This is a genomic window from Aeromicrobium sp. Leaf272 (genome assembly GCF_001422865.1).
Lineage (GTDB): Bacteria > Actinomycetota > Actinomycetes > Propionibacteriales > Nocardioidaceae > Aeromicrobium.
This window is the reverse complement of record NZ_LMMY01000014.1, coordinates 202,320-218,359: the sequence shown is the minus strand read 5'-3', so window position 1 is coordinate 218,359 and position 16,040 is coordinate 202,320. Positions and strand designations below refer to the sequence as shown.

At 72.4% G+C, this 16,040-nt stretch carries 20 protein-coding genes; 5 read left to right on the top strand and 15 right to left on the bottom strand.

Annotation, left to right across the window (positions count from 1 at the left end):
• Nucleotides 1-13: 13 nt before the first annotated feature.
• A complete protein-coding gene (locus tag ASF38_RS13970) occupies nucleotides 14-793 on the bottom strand; it encodes an enoyl-CoA hydratase/isomerase family protein (protein ID WP_082480772.1) in 780 nt (259 codons plus the stop codon).
• 135 nt (nucleotides 794-928) lie between these two features.
• On the opposite strand from ASF38_RS13970, the gene ASF38_RS13965 reads away from it, so the two are divergent.
• Both ASF38_RS13965 and ASF38_RS18500 read left to right on the top strand, forming a co-directional pair.
• The gene (locus ASF38_RS13965) at nucleotides 929-2,608 is read left to right on the top strand and encodes a maltotransferase domain-containing protein (RefSeq protein ID WP_082480771.1); all 1,680 of its coding nucleotides are present in this window, start codon (nucleotides 929-931) and stop codon (nucleotides 2,606-2,608) included.
• A 63-nt stretch (nucleotides 2,609-2,671) separates the two neighbouring features.
• Complete coding sequence (locus ASF38_RS18500) at nucleotides 2,672-3,550, top strand: NUDIX hydrolase (RefSeq protein WP_056576731.1); 879 nt, start codon at nucleotides 2,672-2,674, stop codon at nucleotides 3,548-3,550.
• Nucleotides 3,551-3,554: 4 nt separating this feature from the next.
• Here ASF38_RS18500 and ASF38_RS13955 read toward each other — a convergent pair whose 3' ends face one another.
• The 11 genes from ASF38_RS13955 to ASF38_RS13910 form a co-directional block, all read right to left on the bottom strand.
• Nucleotides 3,555-4,517: a hypothetical protein gene (locus ASF38_RS13955; RefSeq protein WP_055967071.1), complete on the bottom strand. Its 963-nt coding sequence runs from the start codon at nucleotides 4,515-4,517 to the stop codon at nucleotides 3,555-3,557.
• A complete protein-coding gene (locus tag ASF38_RS13950) occupies nucleotides 4,514-5,533 on the bottom strand; it encodes a hypothetical protein (RefSeq protein WP_056576728.1) in 1,020 nt (339 codons plus the stop codon). The genes ASF38_RS13955 and ASF38_RS13950 overlap by 4 nt, the downstream gene beginning before the upstream one ends.
• A 74-nt stretch (nucleotides 5,534-5,607) precedes the next feature.
• Nucleotides 5,608-6,513 (bottom strand): tetratricopeptide repeat protein, encoded by a 906-nt coding sequence (locus ASF38_RS13945; protein ID WP_055967064.1) that lies wholly within the window; start codon nucleotides 6,511-6,513, stop codon nucleotides 5,608-5,610.
• Between the two features lie 69 nt (nucleotides 6,514-6,582).
• On the bottom strand, nucleotides 6,583-7,137 hold the full coding sequence (locus ASF38_RS13940; RefSeq protein WP_055967061.1) for a PH domain-containing protein: 555 nt from the start codon (nucleotides 7,135-7,137) through the stop codon (nucleotides 6,583-6,585).
• A 5-nt stretch (nucleotides 7,138-7,142) separates the two neighbouring features.
• Nucleotides 7,143-7,301, bottom strand: coding sequence for a hypothetical protein (locus ASF38_RS18220; RefSeq protein ID WP_164468778.1), 159 nt, complete (start codon nucleotides 7,299-7,301; stop codon nucleotides 7,143-7,145).
• Nucleotides 7,302-7,377: 76 nt separating this feature from the next.
• Entirely contained in the window at nucleotides 7,378-8,337 is a 960-nt protein-coding gene (meaB, locus tag ASF38_RS13935) for a methylmalonyl Co-A mutase-associated GTPase MeaB (protein ID WP_055967057.1), read from the bottom strand.
• 31 nt (nucleotides 8,338-8,368) lie between these two features.
• Nucleotides 8,369-9,559, bottom strand: a complete 1,191-nt coding sequence (locus ASF38_RS13930; protein ID WP_055967055.1) for an acetyl-CoA C-acetyltransferase — start codon at nucleotides 9,557-9,559, stop codon at nucleotides 8,369-8,371.
• A gap of 83 nt (nucleotides 9,560-9,642) precedes the next feature.
• Nucleotides 9,643-9,822 (bottom strand): hypothetical protein, encoded by a 180-nt coding sequence (locus ASF38_RS13925; protein WP_055967052.1) that lies wholly within the window; start codon nucleotides 9,820-9,822, stop codon nucleotides 9,643-9,645.
• Nucleotides 9,819-10,460 (bottom strand): hypothetical protein, encoded by a 642-nt coding sequence (locus tag ASF38_RS13920; protein WP_082506350.1) that lies wholly within the window; start codon nucleotides 10,458-10,460, stop codon nucleotides 9,819-9,821. Before ASF38_RS13920 ends, ASF38_RS13925 begins: the two co-directional genes overlap by 4 nt.
• 193 nt (nucleotides 10,461-10,653) lie before the next feature.
• Nucleotides 10,654-10,962, bottom strand: coding sequence for a LysR family transcriptional regulator (locus tag ASF38_RS13915; RefSeq protein WP_055967048.1), 309 nt, complete (start codon nucleotides 10,960-10,962; stop codon nucleotides 10,654-10,656).
• A 107-nt stretch (nucleotides 10,963-11,069) separates the two neighbouring features.
• Nucleotides 11,070-11,408: a LysR family transcriptional regulator gene (locus ASF38_RS13910; RefSeq protein WP_055967045.1), complete on the bottom strand. Its 339-nt coding sequence runs from the start codon at nucleotides 11,406-11,408 to the stop codon at nucleotides 11,070-11,072.
• 90 nt (nucleotides 11,409-11,498) lie between these two features.
• Here ASF38_RS13910 and mce point away from each other — a divergent pair, with 90 nt between their 5' ends.
• From mce to ASF38_RS13895, 3 genes are all read left to right on the top strand, one after another.
• Nucleotides 11,499-11,975: a methylmalonyl-CoA epimerase gene (gene mce / locus ASF38_RS13905; protein WP_055967042.1), complete on the top strand. Its 477-nt coding sequence runs from the start codon at nucleotides 11,499-11,501 to the stop codon at nucleotides 11,973-11,975.
• Between the two features lie 136 nt (nucleotides 11,976-12,111).
• Nucleotides 12,112-13,452 carry a crotonyl-CoA carboxylase/reductase gene (ccrA, locus tag ASF38_RS13900; protein ID WP_055967040.1) on the top strand — a complete coding sequence of 447 codons (1,341 nt, stop codon included), beginning with the start codon at nucleotides 12,112-12,114 and terminating at the stop codon, nucleotides 13,450-13,452.
• A 273-nt stretch (nucleotides 13,453-13,725) separates the two neighbouring features.
• On the top strand, nucleotides 13,726-14,889 hold the full coding sequence (locus tag ASF38_RS13895) for a DivIVA domain-containing protein (RefSeq protein ID WP_056553974.1): 1,164 nt from the start codon (nucleotides 13,726-13,728) through the stop codon (nucleotides 14,887-14,889).
• 53 nt (nucleotides 14,890-14,942) lie between these two features.
• Here ASF38_RS13895 and ASF38_RS13890 read toward each other — a convergent pair whose 3' ends face one another.
• From ASF38_RS13890 to ASF38_RS13880, 3 genes are all read right to left on the bottom strand, one after another.
• Nucleotides 14,943-15,122 carry a hypothetical protein gene (locus ASF38_RS13890; protein WP_055967034.1) on the bottom strand — a complete coding sequence of 60 codons (180 nt, stop codon included), beginning with the start codon at nucleotides 15,120-15,122 and terminating at the stop codon, nucleotides 14,943-14,945.
• Nucleotides 15,123-15,225: 103 nt separating this feature from the next.
• Nucleotides 15,226-15,609 (bottom strand): hypothetical protein, encoded by a 384-nt coding sequence (locus ASF38_RS13885; RefSeq protein WP_156366930.1) that lies wholly within the window; start codon nucleotides 15,607-15,609, stop codon nucleotides 15,226-15,228.
• A gap of 87 nt (nucleotides 15,610-15,696) precedes the next feature.
• Nucleotides 15,697-16,040: hypothetical protein (locus tag ASF38_RS13880; RefSeq protein WP_235497736.1), on the bottom strand; the 344-nt coding region annotated here is incomplete at its 5' end.

Sequence of the window (16,040 nt, the reverse complement as noted above, 5' to 3'; positions counted from 1 at the left end):
CGTCCCGTCCGGGTCAGGAACCGCTGAACGTGGCCTTGCCGGGACCGTTCTCGACGAACGAGTCCATGCCGGCGCTCCGGTCGTCGGTGGCGAAGAGGCCGGTGAACTCGATCCGCTCGATCTCCAGCCCCGTCTGCAGGTCCGTCTCCAGGCCGCGGTCGATCGCGCTCTTGGCCGCCCGCAGGGCCAGCGCCGGGCCTCCGACGAATCCGCGGGCCCACGCGAGCGCGGCCTCGAGCACCTCGTCGGCCGGGAGGACGCGGTCGACCAGACCGATGCGCAACGCCTCCTCGGCACCCACGAACCGTCCGGTGTAGACGAGGTCCTTCGCGATCGAGGGACCGACGAGGCGCGCCAGCCGCTGCGTCCCACCCGCACCCGGGATGATGCCGAGCAGGATCTCGGGCTGGCCGAGCTTGGCGTTCTCCGCAGCGAACCGCAGGTCGGTGGAGAGGGCGAGCTCGCAGCCTCCGCCGAGCGCGAAGCCCGTGACGACCGAGACCGTCGGCTTGCCGATGCTCGCCACGGCCCGCGTGAACTCCTGCAGCAGGTGGCCGTGGGCGACCATCTGCTGGTAGGTCATCGCCGCCATCTCCTTGACGTCGGCGCCCGCGGCGAACACCTTGGGGCCTCCGTGCAGCACCACCGCGGCGACGTCGTCGCGGGTGTCGGCCTCACGGGCCACCTTCACCAGCTCGCGCTGCAGCTGGGCGTCGAGGGCGTTCATGGGCGGACGATCGAGTCGGATCACGCCGACTCCGTCGGTCACGTCGAGCTGGACGAGCTGCGTCACGCTGCTTCCTTCCGTCGGGCGACCACCCGAGGAAGGGGCCGCTGGTCCGTGGCCGCGAGCATAGGAGTCGTCGCGACCCGGGGCGGCATCGGGGGAACACGCCCGAAAGCCGCACGCACGCACTAGCGTGGGTCCATGGTCGCTCGGGTTCCGGTGCTGGAGGTCCGTCCGTGCCTGGACCGCGGCCGGTTCCCGGCCAAGGTCGTCCCCGGCGAACCGCTGCGCATCGAGGCGATCGTGCTACCCGACGACCTCGAGGTCGGCGCCGCCGTGGTCCTCACCGACCCCGAGGGGAAGACGCGCGCCCCCGTGCCCCTGCGCCACCTCGGCGACCACCTGTGGTCGGCAAACGTCACCACCGACGTCGTCGGGGCCTGGACCTACCACGTCGAGAGCTGGCAGGAGCCGCTGCGCAGCTGGGCGGCTCGCGTCGTCTCCGACATCGACGGCGGCGCCGACGCCGAGAACGTCCTCGCCCACGGCAGCGCGCTCGTGCTCGGCATCGGCGACCGCGATCCCGCCGCGCTGCAGGTGGCCGAGGACCTCCTCGACGACGCCGCACCGGCCCACGAGCGGCTGGCCGAGGCGCTCGCCTACGTCGCGTCCCTGCCCGACGAGATCGGTCGGCTGCACGTCGACAGCACGGATCCACTGCCGTTGCGCGTCGATCCGGAACGAGCCCTCGTCGGCGCCTGGTACGAGCTGTCCCCCGCGTCCACGTCCGACCTGGCCACCGTCACGGAGGAGCTCGCACGGGTCGCCGCCCTGGGCTTCGACGTGGTCCGGCTCCCTCCGCTGCACCCGTCCGCGTCCGCCAACCCCTGGGATGCCGGACCGGCCACCGGGGAGCACACCTCGGTGGATCCTCGCCTCGGCACCGTCGACGACGTCCTGGAGCTCGTCGAGCAGGCACACCACGTGGGCCTCGAGGTCGCCCTCGAGCTCGCCTGGACCATCTCGTCGTCCCACCCGTGGCTCGCGCAGCACCCGAGCTGGTTCGTCCCCGCCGGAGACGACACCTGGCGGTTCGACCACGACGGGGACACCGGTGCCACCTATGCCGCGGTCCTCGACATGGTGACCACCTGGATCGGCCGGGGCATCAGCGCCTTCGTGGTGCAGGACGCGCACCGCTGGCCGCTGGCGCTGTGGGAGCAGCTGCTCCACGACGTCCGGGTCGCGGCCCCCGACGTGGTGCTGGTGGCCGAGGGCGATCCGTCGCCCGCGCAGGCGCACGCGCTGTCGCTCGTCGGGTTCCACCAGACCACCCCGCCGCTGCACCGGGCCCTCGGCGTCCACGACGTCGAGGAGGTCCTCACCGGGATCGGCCGCGGGTCGGTGACCCGCCCGCAGCTGCTGGCGTCCACGCGCCACCGGCGCTCGTCGGCCCTCACCGGCGGATCCGCGGCCACCTTCCAGGCCTGGGCCGCCGTCGCGGCGCTCGGCGGACCCGCCTGGGGAGTCAGCAGCACCTTCTCCCCCACCGACGACCCCGCCGACGAGACGGTCGCCGCGTTCCTCACCCGCCTCAACGAGCTGCGCCGGTCCCACCCCGCCCTGCGGTCGCGTCGTGGACTCGAGCTGCGACCGGTGCACCACGCCGGGGTGCTGGCCTTCAGCAGGACCTGCGCCGACGACGAGGTGCTCGTGGTGATCGACCTCTTCCCGGCCTTCTCCAAGACCGTGGGCGTGCAGACCACGCTGACCGGCAGTGACGGCCGGCTGCAGGACGAGCTCGACGGGTCCTGGCACGCCGCGGAGTCGATCCTGCTGGACCTCGAGCACCCGGTCCGGGTCCTCACGGGCCGGCGGTGACGCTCGCCCACGACGGCCGACGTCAGCGATGACGGCCGCACAGGCTCCGCGTACGGTGGCGGCGTGAGCACCATCCTGCGAGACGACGACCTCGTCCTCGAGCCCACGAGCGGATCCGACGGACTCCACGGCTGGGCCCTGACCATCGACGGAGATCGTCTCGGCACGATCGCGCTCCTCGACGAGGGCCGTGGGGTGGGCTCGGTCCGCTGGAACACCGGCACCGGTGACGGTGCGCTCGGTCTCGCGGTCCGCGCCCTGCGCCTGGTGCTCGAGCACGCCTTCGGGGACCGGGGGCTACTGCGGGTCGAGGCCCGGGTACCCGTGGACCGGACCGAGGACGTACGAGCGGCCTCGATCAGCGGCCTGCGCCGCGAGGGCATCGCTCGGGGAGCGGGCGACGCCCCCGACCGCGCGCTGCTCGCCCGGCTGCACGACGACCCTCCGGCCACGAGCCGCGACGGCTTCATCGCCCTGCTCAACGCGGGTCTGCCCACCAAGCGGGTCATCTCCCAGGGCCTGCTGCGCGACCCACAGGGACGCGTGCTGCTGTGTCGACTGACCTACAAGCAGGAGTGGGACCTGCCGGGAGGGGTCGTCGAGGTCGGCGAGTCCCCCGCCGACGGCCTCGTGCGCGAGCTCGAGGAGGAGCTGGGCCTCACGGTGCAGGTGCGCGACCTGCTGACCGTCAACTGGTTGCCCGCCTGGCGCGGCTGGGACGACGCCTGCATCTTCCTGTTCGACCTTGGCGTGGTCGACACGTCGTACGTGGACGACATGGTGCTGCAGCCCACCGAGATCGTGTCGGTGCACTGGTGCGACACCCAGACGGTCCACGACAAGGCGACCGCGGCCGCGATCGAGCTGCTCGACGCGGTGGCCGGCGACGACCTCGCGACCTACCGCGAGGCCCCTCTCGCTCCCGAGCCGCCTGCCGTCTGACCCGTCAGGGCCCCTGGGCCTCCACGACGCCGCCGTACTGTCCGATGACCCTCGGCTTGCCCGACCCGCCGGGGATCGAGACGAGCACCTGGTGCAGGTAGCGCAGGCTGCCCGACGAGGACAGTCCCGACTCCAGCAGGGCCTTCTGCGGCGAGTCGTCCGGCCACGTGACCCGGACGCCCTCCCCCACCTCGTAGGAGTCGACGCGCTCGAGGGTCGCGAACACGAGCGCACCCCCGTCGGCGGTCCGCAGGACGTGCCGCACCTCCTGCGCCGACCACGTCTGCGTGAACGACACGTCCTCGAGCGAGGCGTTGCGCTCGGCCGCCGCACGCATCTGCTCGATGAAGTCGTCCTGCTCGAGCGACGAGGCCGCGGGTGAGGCCGGGTCCGCGAGCACCGCGGCGTAGCGGTCGGCCGCCTCCTGGGGCGACATCGACATGCCGGTGGCGCTGTCCGGCGGCACCACGAGCTGGACCCCGTCGCGCTCGCGCAGGTCGGGCAGCTGCGTCGTGAGCAGCGTCTCCGGGCTGGCGACCAGGAACCACGGGTCCACGGCCGAGGCGCGCTCGAAGATCTGCACCCGGTTGACCTCGGCCGCGCGGTCCTGCACCTCCACCATGAACCACAGGGGGTAGGCCGTGAACCGGGGCGTGGCCAGGCGCACGACGTCGTTGGAGGCCGAGTCGCCACCCACGGCTCGCGCCAGGCGCTGCGCCACCTCGAAGGACCCGGTGTCGATCGCCAGCACGGCACCGCTCTCCACGGTCGACAGCGGCTTGGGGTCGAGCAGCTCGGCGGCGGTGTCGCGCACCTTCTCGTAGCGGGCCAGCACCGCGTCGACCTCCCCGGCGTCGACCGGGACCGTGGACGGGGGCGCGTCGCCGCGCTCGCGCGGGAGACCACAGGCCGCGAGGACCAGCAGCGCACAGACCAGCGCCACGAGGAGCCGTGAGGACCGCCTCATCGCTCGTCCTCCTCGTCGACGACCTCGTAGTCGGCCAGCTCGTCGGCCGAGACCTCGTGCTCCACGCCGTCCTCGTCGACGAACACGTAGACGACGTCCTGGACCGGCGTCGGTGCGGGTGGGTCGGCCATCGGCGTCGCCGGAGCCGGAGCCGGAGCCGGAGGAGTCTGCTCGCCAGACGCCGTCTCGACCGGACGGTCCACGGTGGAGGAGTCGGGCCCGGCGGCCTCCGCAGTCGGCACGTCGTCGCGCCCTGCCTGCTCGGCGAGGTCCAGGCGGGCCTGGAGACGTTCTGCCTCGTCCTCGGAGATCTCGTGCTCCACGCCCCGTTCGTCGACGAAGACGTAGACCACCTCCTCGACCTCCTCGACCTCCTCCTCCCCGCCCGAGGCACCGGGCGCCGCGACCCGCGCGGGAGCGAGTGCGGTGTCGCGCCGCAGCAGCACACCCACCCACACGAGTCCGGCACCGACGAGCACCGCACCGAGGCCCAGCCCGAAGCCGCCCTTCACGCCGTAGGCGAACGTGACGGTGAGTCCGGAGAGGTCCGAGGCCCCCACCGCGAGCACGGCCACGGACACGGACTCGTCGGGCAGGCTCGCACTGATCGACGCCCCACCGAGACCCGCCGACTCCGCGATCCACCAGTCGAGGGCCGTGGGCGCACCGGGCAGCGCCGGGCCTCCCTCGACCTCCCGCGTGCGGACCGTCCACGGCACCCGGAACGACGTCACCTCGAGCCGCTGCGTCCGACTCACGTAGTCCTGCACGTCCACCGTGTTGCCGAGGCCGACGAACACCGGCTTGTTCACCGGCACCTCCACCAGCACGTCGACCTGGAGCCCGCGGTAGGAGACGACTCCGGGGGCGGTCACCACGGCGGCGGCATCGGTGTCGACCTCGTGCGGACCCGTCGTGAACCGGCTGTCCGGACCGAGCACCACGACGACCGCGAGGCCGGCGACGGACAGGAGCACACCCACGACGAGCGCCGGCCAGGCCAGCCGTCCGCCCATCGTCGCTCTCCTCGCTGCGGCCACGCCTGTCGTCGCCGTCGCCGCACCCTAACCCTCCGGGTGCGTCCGCACCGTCAGAAGAGGGCGGACGCGAGGGCGCGTCGCGCGTCGGCCACCCGTGGGTCGTTCGATCCCACCACCACGAACAGCTCGAGCAGACGCTCGCGGATGCGGTCGCGGTCGTCGCCCTGCGCCTGGCGCACGAGCGCGACCAGACGGGCGAAGGCGTCCTCGACGTGGCCACCGCTGACGTCGAGGTCGGCCACCAGCAACTGCGCGTCGAGGTCGTCGGGCCGGTCGGCCGCGGCTGCGCGAGCAGCCTGGAGGTCGGCGTCCTTCGTCCGGTCGAAGAGCTTGACTCCGGCCAGCCGCTCGGCCACCTCGGCGTCTCCGGGGTGCTGGGCCTTGAGTCGTTCGTACTCGGCGATGGCCGTGGTGGTGTCGCCTGCCGCGAAGGCGGTGTCGGCCGCGGCGAAGCGCGGGTCCTCGGCGGGCTCGGCCTCGACGTCCCCCGCCGCGTCCGGCGCGGCGACGCGTCCGGACAGCCCGTTCTGGACCGCGACCGCGACCAGCTGGTCGAGGTACTGGCGCACCTCGGCCTCCTCGACCGCACCCTGGAAGAGCGGGACGGGCTGGCCCTTGACGAGACCCACGACCAGCGGGACGCCCTGGGCCTGCAGTGCCTGCGCGATGGCGGGGTTGGCATCGGCGTCGACCCTGGCCAGCAGGGCGCGACCCTCGAGGCCGTCGACGGCGCGTCCGACGACGTCGACGAAGTCGCGGCTCTGGGGTGCGCGCGGCGACCACAGGGCCAGGACCACGACGTGCTGCATCGAGGCCTCGAGGGCGACGGTCTGGAAGTTCTGCTCGGTCACGTCGACCGCGTACGCGCCTGCGGCACCCGACGGTCCTGCAGCCGGGGACGGCGGGGGCGACGCCAGGGCGGACAGGTCGATGGCACCGGGACGCGAGAAGGTCATGGACCCATCCTAGGAAGTGGGGCCAGCGTCCTCACGCACCCCACGTCCCCAGGCCTCGGTCCTCGGGCCTCAGCGGCCGTCCTGCGCCTGCCGCTCGAAGGCCGTGCGCGGGCCGCGCAGCCCGGAGCGCTGGACGACCCGCTGGATCGTCAGGTCGCGAGCGTCGGGATCGCCGATGAAGCGGATGTCGCGCAAGCCCTGGGCCTGGGCGGCCGACTCGAAGACGAAGTGCCCGTAGCCGAGCACCCGCCCCACGAACGGCTTCTCGACGGTGATGTCGAGGATGCGGGTGATGGGCATGGTGGCGATGCGCACCGAGAACACGCCCGAGGCGCGGAAGACCCGCATGTTGGTGATGACGAAGACGTCGCGGTGCTCCTGGAGCACCAGGTAGCCGGCGTGCAGCAGCACCCCGACGCCGAGCAGGATGAACAGCCACCCGATCTGGATGGGACCGACGACGGCCAGCACCCACAGCAGCACGGCACCGAGGGCCTCGGCGGCGGGACGCAGGTAGACGACCGGGTGCTTGCGGACCAGGTCGATCACGTGCTCGCCCTCGTCGAGCAGCAGGTGCCCCTCGACGTCCTGCTCGGGAAGTCGCGCCAGCAGGGCGGCCAGCACGGGGCCTACCGGGTCAGCTCGTTGAAGAAGATGAAGACCTGGCCGAAGGCGTTCATGACGGCCTCGACCGCGCCGGAGACAGCGTCGGCCGCGCCGGCGGGCGCGGTCAGCAGGTAGTAGACCACGAACGCGGCGACGAGGAGCACCAGGAGCTTCTTCAGCACGCGAACATTCCTATCGCACTCGACCGCCCGTCAGCGGCAGGCGCGCCCGGGTGATCGCTGAGACTGTCGACACGCCTCAGCGGACGACGTCGAGCAGCACGTCGGCCGCGGCGAACGGGTCCTGGTCGCCGGCCAGCACGGCCGCGGCGAGGTCGTCGAGGCGCTCGTCTGCGCCGACGTGCCCGAACCGCTCTCGCAGCTCGTGCAGGGCGACCGCCTCGATCTCCCGGCGCGTGCGGGCGAGCCGGCGTCGGCGCAGCCCGCCCGAGGACTCCTGGTGCTCGCGGTGCCGCTCGATCTCGGCCACGACCTCGTCGATGCCCTCACCACGCGAGGCCACCGTCAGGGTGATGGGTGGCTTCCAGGCGCCCTCGGGACGCTCCGACATCGCGATGACCGAGCGCAGCTCGCGCCGGGTGGACTGCGCACCGTCCCGATCGGCCTTGTTGACCACGAAGATGTCACCGACCTCCAGGATCCCGGCCTTGGCCGCCTGGATGCCGTCGCCCATGCCGGGGGCGAGCAGCACCAGGGTGGTGTCGGCGAGCCCGGAGACCTCCACCTCAGACTGTCCGACCCCCACGGTCTCGACCAGCACGACGTCGCAGCCGGCGGCGTCGAGCACGCGCAACGCGTGCGGCGCCGCCCACGACAGGCCGCCGAGGTGACCACGGCTGGCCATGGAGCGGATGTAGACACCGCTGTCGGTGGCGTGCTCGCCCATGCGGATGCGATCACCCAGCAGCGCTCCACCGGAGAACGGGGACGTCGGGTCGACCGCGAGGACACCCACGCGCTTGCCCTGGGCACGCAGAGCCCCGACCAGGGCTGCGGTCGAGGTCGACTTGCCCACACCGGGCGACCCGGTCAGGCCCACCACGTGGGCGCGGCCCACGAGTGGGGCGAGCGCCGCACTGACCTCGCGCAGCGCGGGCGACTCGTCCTCGACGAGCGAGATCAGACGCGCGACCGCCCGCGGCTGCCCCTCCTGGAGCCGCGCGACGAGGTCGGCGACGTCGGGAGTGGGGGCAGGCACGGGCGGTCGGTTGCGCTGGTGAGGGTGACCGTCAGGCGGACGGCACGGTGATGAGCAGGGCGTCGCCCTGGCCGCCGCCACCACAGAGCGCGGCAGCGCCGAGCCCACCGCCGCGTCGCTTCAGCTCGAGCGCGAGGTGCAGCACGATGCGCGCGCCGCTCATCCCGATCGGGTGCCCGAGGGCGATCGCACCGCCGTTGACGTTGACGATGTCCTCGGAGATGCCGAGCTTGCGGGCCGACTGGATGCCGACGGCCGCGAAGGCCTCGTTCAGCTCGACGAGGTCGAGGTCGGCCGCGGTCCTGCCCTGCTTCGCGAGCGCCTTCTCGATGGCGTTGGCCGGCTGCTCCTGGAGCGTGGAGTCGGGGCCGGACACGTTGCCGTGCGCTCCGATCTCGGCGATCCAGGTGAGGCCGAGCTCCTCGGCCTTGGCCTTGCTCATGACCACCACGGCGGCGGCGCCGTCGGAGATCTGGCTGGCGGTGCCGGCGGTGATGGTCCCCTCCTTGTCGAAGGCGGGGCGCAGTCGGCCGAGGGACTCGGCCGTGGTGTCGCCCCGCACGCCCTCGTCGGCCGAGACGACGACCGGGTCGCCCTTGCGCTGCGGGATCTCGACGGGGACGATCTCCTCGTCGAAGACACCGTTCTTCTGCGCCGTGGCCGCGAGCTGGTGCGAGCGGGCTCCGAACGCGTCCTGCTCCTCGCGGGTCAGTGCATCGACGTCGGCGTTGCGCTGCTCGGTGAGCGAGCCCATGGCCTGGTCGGTCAGCGCGTCCCACAGGCCGTCGTACTCCATGTGGTCGAGCATCGTGGCCTTGCCGTACTTGGTTCCCTCGCGCGAGCCCGTGAGCAGGTGCGGCGCCTGGGTCATCGACTCCTGACCGCCGGCCACGACCACGTCGTACTCACCGGCGCGGATCAGCTGGTCGGCGAGCGCGATGGCGTTGATGCCCGACAGGCAGACCTTGTTGATCGTCAGGGCCGGCACGTCGAGCGGGATGCCGCCCTTGAAGGCAGCCTGCCGCGCGGGGACCTGGCCGGCTCCGGCGCCGAGCACCTGGCCCATGATCACGTAGTCGACCTGGTCGCCGGAGATCCCGGCCTTCTCGAGCGCGCCCTTGATGGCGAGGCCACCGAGGTCGGATCCGGACAGCGTCTTGAGGCCGCCGAGCAGACGGCCGATCGGCGTGCGGGCGCCGGCGACGATCACGGACTGGGTCATGGGGTTGCTCCCTTGCATGGACACAGGTGGTGGGGTGCCCGTCACTGTACTCGCGGGTCACTTCGCCCAGGAGCGGATGTGGGTCACGTCACCCGGGGCCGCGCCCAGGTGAAGAACAGCACGCCCAGCACCACCAGCACCGCGAGGGCCAGGCCGGCCTCGAGGGGCCCGACCTGGCGCTGCAGCCCCGCACCGGCGAGCGCCGTCGGGAGGAGCAGGACCACCAGGGCAGCCAGCAGGATCCCCCAGCGGCGCGCCGTCACGAGACCCCCGAGGTCGACCAGGCGTAGGTGCCGTTGGCGTAGGACCGGATGACGTTGGTCGGATAGGTGGTCTGGACGCAGCCGTACTTGAGCACGCAGTTCTCGAAGCGCCCCTGCCGGTAGTGGTAGAACGCACTGCGCGGGTGGCCGTCGTTCGCTCCTGCGTCGTAGAAGTACCGGTTGGACGCCACCTGGCCGCGCCAGTACTGGAACGCGTCGGCCTCGGAGACGAAGAAGCCGTTGCTGCCACCGGCGTGGATGTGCTGGGTCGACCTGGTCCAGCACCAGCGGGTCCACGTGTTGTAGCGGTAGGCCGTCTTGCCCGTGTACGTCGTCGCGCGGTTCGAGATCGTCACCTTGCGACACCCCGAGCCGGTGCTCGACCCGCCCTTGCCCGACCCCTTGACGGCCGACGGGCCGTCGGGGGCCGTCGCTCGGCTCGCCGTGGCGGTGATCGGGGTGGTGACGGTGGAGATCGGGGTGCCGTCGAGCGCCGAGAGCTCGTCGACGACGTAGTCACCCTCGGCGGTGTCGACGACCCAGAGGTCACGCGGCACCGGACCGGGGTCCTCGGAGGCCGACGCGGCGACCGGTGCCGACGCCATCCCCGCCACGCCCAGGATCGTTGCCGTCACCATGGCGATCGCACCCCTGGCCCTCGCGATCGACCCCGACCCCGCCATCGACCCCGTCCTCGTCATCGACCCCGTCATCGAGCTCGCCCTCGTGACCGACCCTGCTCGCCTCATGTCGTCCCCCTCGTCGGCCGCCGCCGTCTCGTGTCGCGTGGGACGAGACTCTCGGGAGCGCCGCGGCGCCGACCACCCTTCCTCAGACTTCGTGCGGGAGGTGTTGACGAGGAGCGCTGCCACCGGGTAGTGCGCCGCGAGCCACCGGCCCGCGCTCGGCGACACCACCGAGCTCCTCGGCGGCCGCCAGGATGAGCCGCGCGATCGGCACGGCCCGACGTCCCTCCTCGGTGAGGCGCACCCCGGCGCCCTCGCGCCGGACGAGGCGGACACCGCACTCGCGCTCCAGGGCCTGCAGGTGAGCACTCACGGCCGGCGCCGAGAACCGCAGGACCCGGGCGGCGTCGGTGATCGAGCCGCTGCGCTCGACCATCACCAGGGCGCGCAGCATCCGTAGATCGAGATGCACCCGGACCAGCTCCCCCCGCAGGCGCGACGTACGTGCCCGACGCTCGACGACGCGTCTGCCGACAGCCTCGCGGCGTGGGAGTGGACCGATCAACGAACCTCACGATCTCTGTGGTTGCTCTTGATCGACGACGGTCCAGGCGGTATGACACCGCTGCGGCTCGGGCTCGCGCGCCGACCGAGCCGCTCCAGCTCGACGGCCGCGGCGAGCATGAGGCGGGCGATCGGCACCGCCCTGCGCCCCTCCTCCGTGAGTGCCGTGCCGGCCCCCGTGCGCTCGACCAGACGCACCCCGCACTCCCTCTCGAGCGCACGCAGGTGCTCGCTGACCGCGGCGGGCGAGAAGGCCAGGCCGTCCGCCGCGCGGGTGATGGAGCCGCTGGCCTCGACCATCACCAGGGCACGCAACATCCGCAGCTCGATGTGCACGTGACCTCCGACGGGTAGGGGAAATCGACCATACGTGCGGTCTCCGACGGGCCTCGGCGGGCGACACGGACCTCCCCTACCCTGCTTCTCATGACCACCTCGACCCCTCCGTCGGACGCCCCCGCCGACGCCACCGTCCCCGAGCACCTCCTCGTCGCCATCGACCACGTCGGCATCGCCGTGCCCGACCTCGACGACGCCCTCGCCTTCTACTCCTCCGTCTTCGGGCTCCGGTCCGTGCACGAGGAGGTCAACGAGGAGCAGGGTGTCCGCGAGGCGATGCTCGCCGTCGGCGACTCCGGCTCCTGCATCCAGCTGCTGGCCCCGCTCAACGACAGCTCCACGATCGCGAAGTTCCTGGACCGCAACGGCCAGGGGATCCAGCAGCTCGCCTACCGCGTGCTCGACATCGACGCGGTCTCGGCGATCCTGCGCGAGCGCGGCGTCCGGCTGCTCTACGACCAGCCGAAGCGCGGCACGTCCGACAGCCGGGTGAACTTCGTGCACCCCAAGGACGCCGGCGGCGTGCTCGTCGAGCTGGTCGAGCCGTCCTCGACGTCGCACTGAGCCCGAGGCCCGCGTCTCGGGCGTGACCCGACCCACACTCCCGAGCCGGGACGCAGAACGCTACGGATCGGTAACATCGCCGAAACCCCGACCCAGCGCCGGACCGAGCGCCGGAACACCCCACCTTGGAGGCCCCGTGCAGCACATCCTCGATGCGATCCTCGCCGGAGACACGGCGAGCGAGGACTTCGCCCACCTGGACATCCCCGACCACTACCGCGCCGCCACCGTCCACAAGGACGAGGTCGACATGTTCGAGGGCGTCGCCAGCCGCGACAAGGACCCGCGCAAGTCGATCCACGTCGAGGACGTCGCGCTCCCCGAGCTGGGTCCGGGCGAGGCCCTCGTGGCCGTCATGGCGAGCGCCATCAACTACAACACCGTCTGGACGTCGATCTTCGAGCCCGTCTCCACGTTCGGCTTCCTCGAGCGCTACGGCCGACTCTCCCCGCTCACCAAGCGCCACGACCTGCCGTACCACGTGGTCGGCTCCGACCTCGCCGGAGTCGTGCTGCGCACGGGCCCGGGCGTCACCCAGTGGAAGCCGGGTGCGGAGGTCGTCGCACACTGCCTCTCCGTGGAGCTCGAGGACCCCGCCGGCCACGACGACACGATGATGGATCCCCAGCAGCGCATCTGGGGCTTCGAGACCAACTTCGGCGGACTGGCCCACATCGCCCTGGTCAAGTCCAACCAGCTGCTGCCCAAGCCCGACCACCTCACGTGGGAGGAGGCCGCCTCGCCCGGACTGGTCAACGCGACCGCGTACCGCCAGCTGGTCTCCAAGAACGGCGGCAACATGAAGCAGGGCGACAACGTGCTGATCTGGGGCGCCTCCGGCGGCCTCGGCGGCTTCGCCACGCAGTACGCCCTGAACGGTGGCGCCAACCCGATCTGCGTGGTCTCCAACGAGGAGAAGGCCAAGATCGTCCGGAGCATGGGCGCCGAGCACGTCATCAACCGGTCCGAGGAGAACTGGAAGTTCTGGAACGAGGAGGGCACCCAGCAGAACCCGAAGGAGTGGCAGCGCCTCGGCAAGAAGATCCGCGAGCTCACCGGTGGCGAGGACATCGACATCGTCTTCGAGCACCCGGGTCGTGAGACCTTCGGCGCCTCGGTCTACGTCACCCGCAAGGGCGGCACCATCACCACCTGCGCGTCGACCACCGGCTTCATGCACGAGTACGACAACCGCTACCTGTGGATGAACCTGAAGCGGATCGTCTCGAGCCACTTCGCCAACTACCGCGAGGCGTACGAGGCCAACCGGCTCATCGCCCAGGGCAAGATCCACCCCACGGTCTCGCGCACGTACACGCTCGAGGACGTGGGCCAGGCCTCGCTCGACGTCCACCACAACCTCCACCAGGGCAAGGTCGGCGTGCTCACCCTCGCCCCCGAGGAGGGGCTGGGCGTCCGCGACGAGGAGTTCCGCGCCAAGCACCTCGACGCCATCAACCGGTTCCGCGGCATCTGACGCAGGACCGACCAGCACCACCGCTCGACCGAGGGGCCCGGACGATCCGTCCGGGTCCCTCGGCACGTCCGCGTCCTTGGCGTGCCGGTTCCTTCGGGGTCGGGCGCCGCCCGGGGCGTGGGGACGCCGGACGAGCGTCCGGCACGCGGTCGCGGCAGCGCGGGGGCGTCGGCCCACCTGGGTATGGTGGGTCCCACCGCGAGCGAAGTCGACGCGACGTCGTCCGATGCAGGCTCGCGCACCAGTCGATCCAGCCAGAGGGAGTACCGCGGCATGTCCGAGGAGCAGTCCGGATTGTCCATCTTCGACGCGGCACGCAAGTCCGCCGAGGTCTCGTTCCCCTTGGCCCGGCGCGGCGGCTACGACAGCGACGCGGTCGACGCCTGGGCCCGCACCCAGTCCGCCGAGCTGCAGAAGGCCGCCGACGCGGTCCAGTCGCTGCAGGAGGAGAACGACGAGCTGCACGACCTCGTCGAGCAGCTGCGCGAGCGGGTCGAGGCCATCGACCGGCCCACGTACTCCGGGCTCGGCGGGCACGCCGCCCAGCTGCTGCAGCTGGCCGAGCAGGAGGCCGACGAGGTGCGCTCGCGTGCTCGCCGCGAGGCCGACGAGGTGCTGAAGGTCGCCGAGGAGGAGGCCGCCCTCGTCCGCACCGCTGCGGCCAAGGAGGCCGAGGACCTGCGCACGCGCGCGGTCAGCGAGCTCGAGGAGAAGCGGCGCGAGCTGCTCACCGAGGCCGAGGCCGGCCGTGCCGACGCGGCTGCACACGCCGACGACGTGCGCGCCCAGGCCGACCGCGAGGCCGCCCAGATCCGTCTCGCGGCCGAGCAGGACGCCCAGAACATGCGTCTCGGCGCCACCCGTGAGGTCGAGCAGGCTCGCGCGGCCGCCGACCGGGAGGTCACCGAGGCCCGTCGCGTGCTGGCGGTCGAGAAGGAGCGCCTGGCTCGCGAGGCCGCCGAGAACCACGCTGCCGCCACCGAGCAGACGTCCAAGCTGGTCACGGACGCCGAGACGCGTGCCGCGGCCGCCGACGAGCGCGCCCGAGGCCTCATGAGCAAGGCCAACGCGGCGCGCGAGTCGGCCAGCACGGACGCGTCGTCGATCGTCGACAACGCGCGCAAGGAGGCGGCCGCCCTGGTGGCGAACGCCAAGGCCGAGGCCGACCACCTGCGCGCCTCCGCGACCACCGACGTGGAGCGCGAGACCCGCTCCCTGCGGACCGAGGTCGAGGACCTGCAGCGTCGACGCGAGGGGATCCTGGCGCAGATGGGTCAGCTCCGCGACATCGTCGCGTCCTTCGCGGGCGACTCGGCGGCGAGCACGGCGTCCGCGTCCGCCCCGCAGGGGCGGGCCGACGAGCCGGCACCGCAGGACGCCTCGGACGAGGACACGGGCGACACGGACGACACCGTCGAGGCTCCTGCGGCCCGCTGATCGACGACCCCTCGCCGGTCCGGGCCACCCGGGTCCGGCGAGGTTCGCGCGGGTCAGGGCTTGCGGCGCCAGCAGGCGGTGTGCCAGTGCCGGCGCTCGTCGACGGCTGCCGCACTGAGCAGCGGCTTCTCGACGGGCCAGACCACCACGTGAGGGGTCCCGGGCGGGATCGGACGGTGGCAGTCGGGGCACGTGTAGCTGCTGGTCGCACCGGCACCCGTCAGGCGTCGCACGTGCCAGCCGCCGTCGGCCTTCGGCTCGACAGGGGGTGAGCCGGCCGACGGTGGTCCCGGCCGGGGTCGTCGGGGCGGCCGTCGTCTGGACACCCGGGTGACCTTATCGTCCGGCGACGTCCTCGACGCAGTAGGAGCGGAGCCAGCCCTCCCGGTGGGCGGCGACCTCGAGCGCTCGGTCGAACACGACGACCTCGGCCTCCCCCGTCATCCGCTCGACCACGACGACGTCGGTCAGCCGGGGCGCCGAGCTGCACACGAGTCCCTGCTCCGTGAGCCGGGCGACGAGCGCGGTGGCCGCGGAGGACATCTCCCGGTCACAGGGAGCGGCGCCGCAGCGCATCACCTGCTTGACGTCCTCCGTGGCCGCCGGCGGGTCGACCAGCTGCTGGACGACGCCCAGGGCCGGCAGGAACGAGAGCCCGAACGACAACGCCGCGATGCGCACGACCCGACTCGCCTGCTGGGCGGTCTGCATCGTCGACACGGGGGCTCCGGATCCGTCGGCCCCCGAGGCGACGGCCGGATGACCGCCACGCCCACCTCAACGAGCGGGTGGGGTCGGGGTTACCGCTCAGCGGCAGTAGACGACCGTGCGATGCGTCATGCCGACGCTCGTGGCCACGACGTCGGCGAGCGAGCTGAGGGTGGCGCCGCCGCGACCGTCGTCGACGGCCACCACGTCGCTCAGTCGTGGCGTGCTGGTGCAGTGCATCCCGAGCGCCTGCTGCGACTCCACCAGCTCGGCGAGTGCCGGCGCCATGGCGGGACAGCCCGCGACGGCGCAGACGTCCTCGTCCGTGGTCCCGTACCCGCGGTCGAACGCGTGCAGCGACACGAGCGTGAGCACGGCGGCCGCCACGCTCACGAGCGTGAGCCGCCGCAGCGCCGCAGCGATGCGCAGAACCCCCCTGGTCC

Coding starts and splice junctions, on each gene's coding strand:
- ASF38_RS13965 (WP_082480771.1), top strand. CDS start 929: ATGGTCGCTCGGGTTCCGGTGCTGGAGGTCCGTCCGTGCCTGGACCGC.
- ASF38_RS13955 (WP_055967071.1), bottom strand. CDS start 4,517: ATGAGGCGGTCCTCACGGCTCCTCGTGGCGCTGGTCTGTGCGCTGCTG.
- ASF38_RS13950 (WP_056576728.1), bottom strand. CDS start 5,533: ATGGGCGGACGGCTGGCCTGGCCGGCGCTCGTCGTGGGTGTGCTCCTG.
- ASF38_RS13945 (WP_055967064.1), bottom strand. CDS start 6,513: ATGACCTTCTCGCGTCCCGGTGCCATCGACCTGTCCGCCCTGGCGTCG.
- ASF38_RS13930 (WP_055967055.1), bottom strand. CDS start 9,559: ATGACCCAGTCCGTGATCGTCGCCGGCGCCCGCACGCCGATCGGCCGT.
- ASF38_RS13920 (WP_082506350.1), bottom strand. CDS start 10,460: ATGGTGACGGCAACGATCCTGGGCGTGGCGGGGATGGCGTCGGCACCG.
- ASF38_RS13915 (WP_055967048.1), bottom strand. CDS start 10,962: ATGCTGCGCGCCCTGGTGATGGTCGAGCGCAGCGGCTCGATCACCGAC.
- mce (WP_055967042.1), top strand. CDS start 11,499: ATGACCACCTCGACCCCTCCGTCGGACGCCCCCGCCGACGCCACCGTC.
- ASF38_RS13895 (WP_056553974.1), top strand. CDS start 13,726: ATGTCCGAGGAGCAGTCCGGATTGTCCATCTTCGACGCGGCACGCAAG.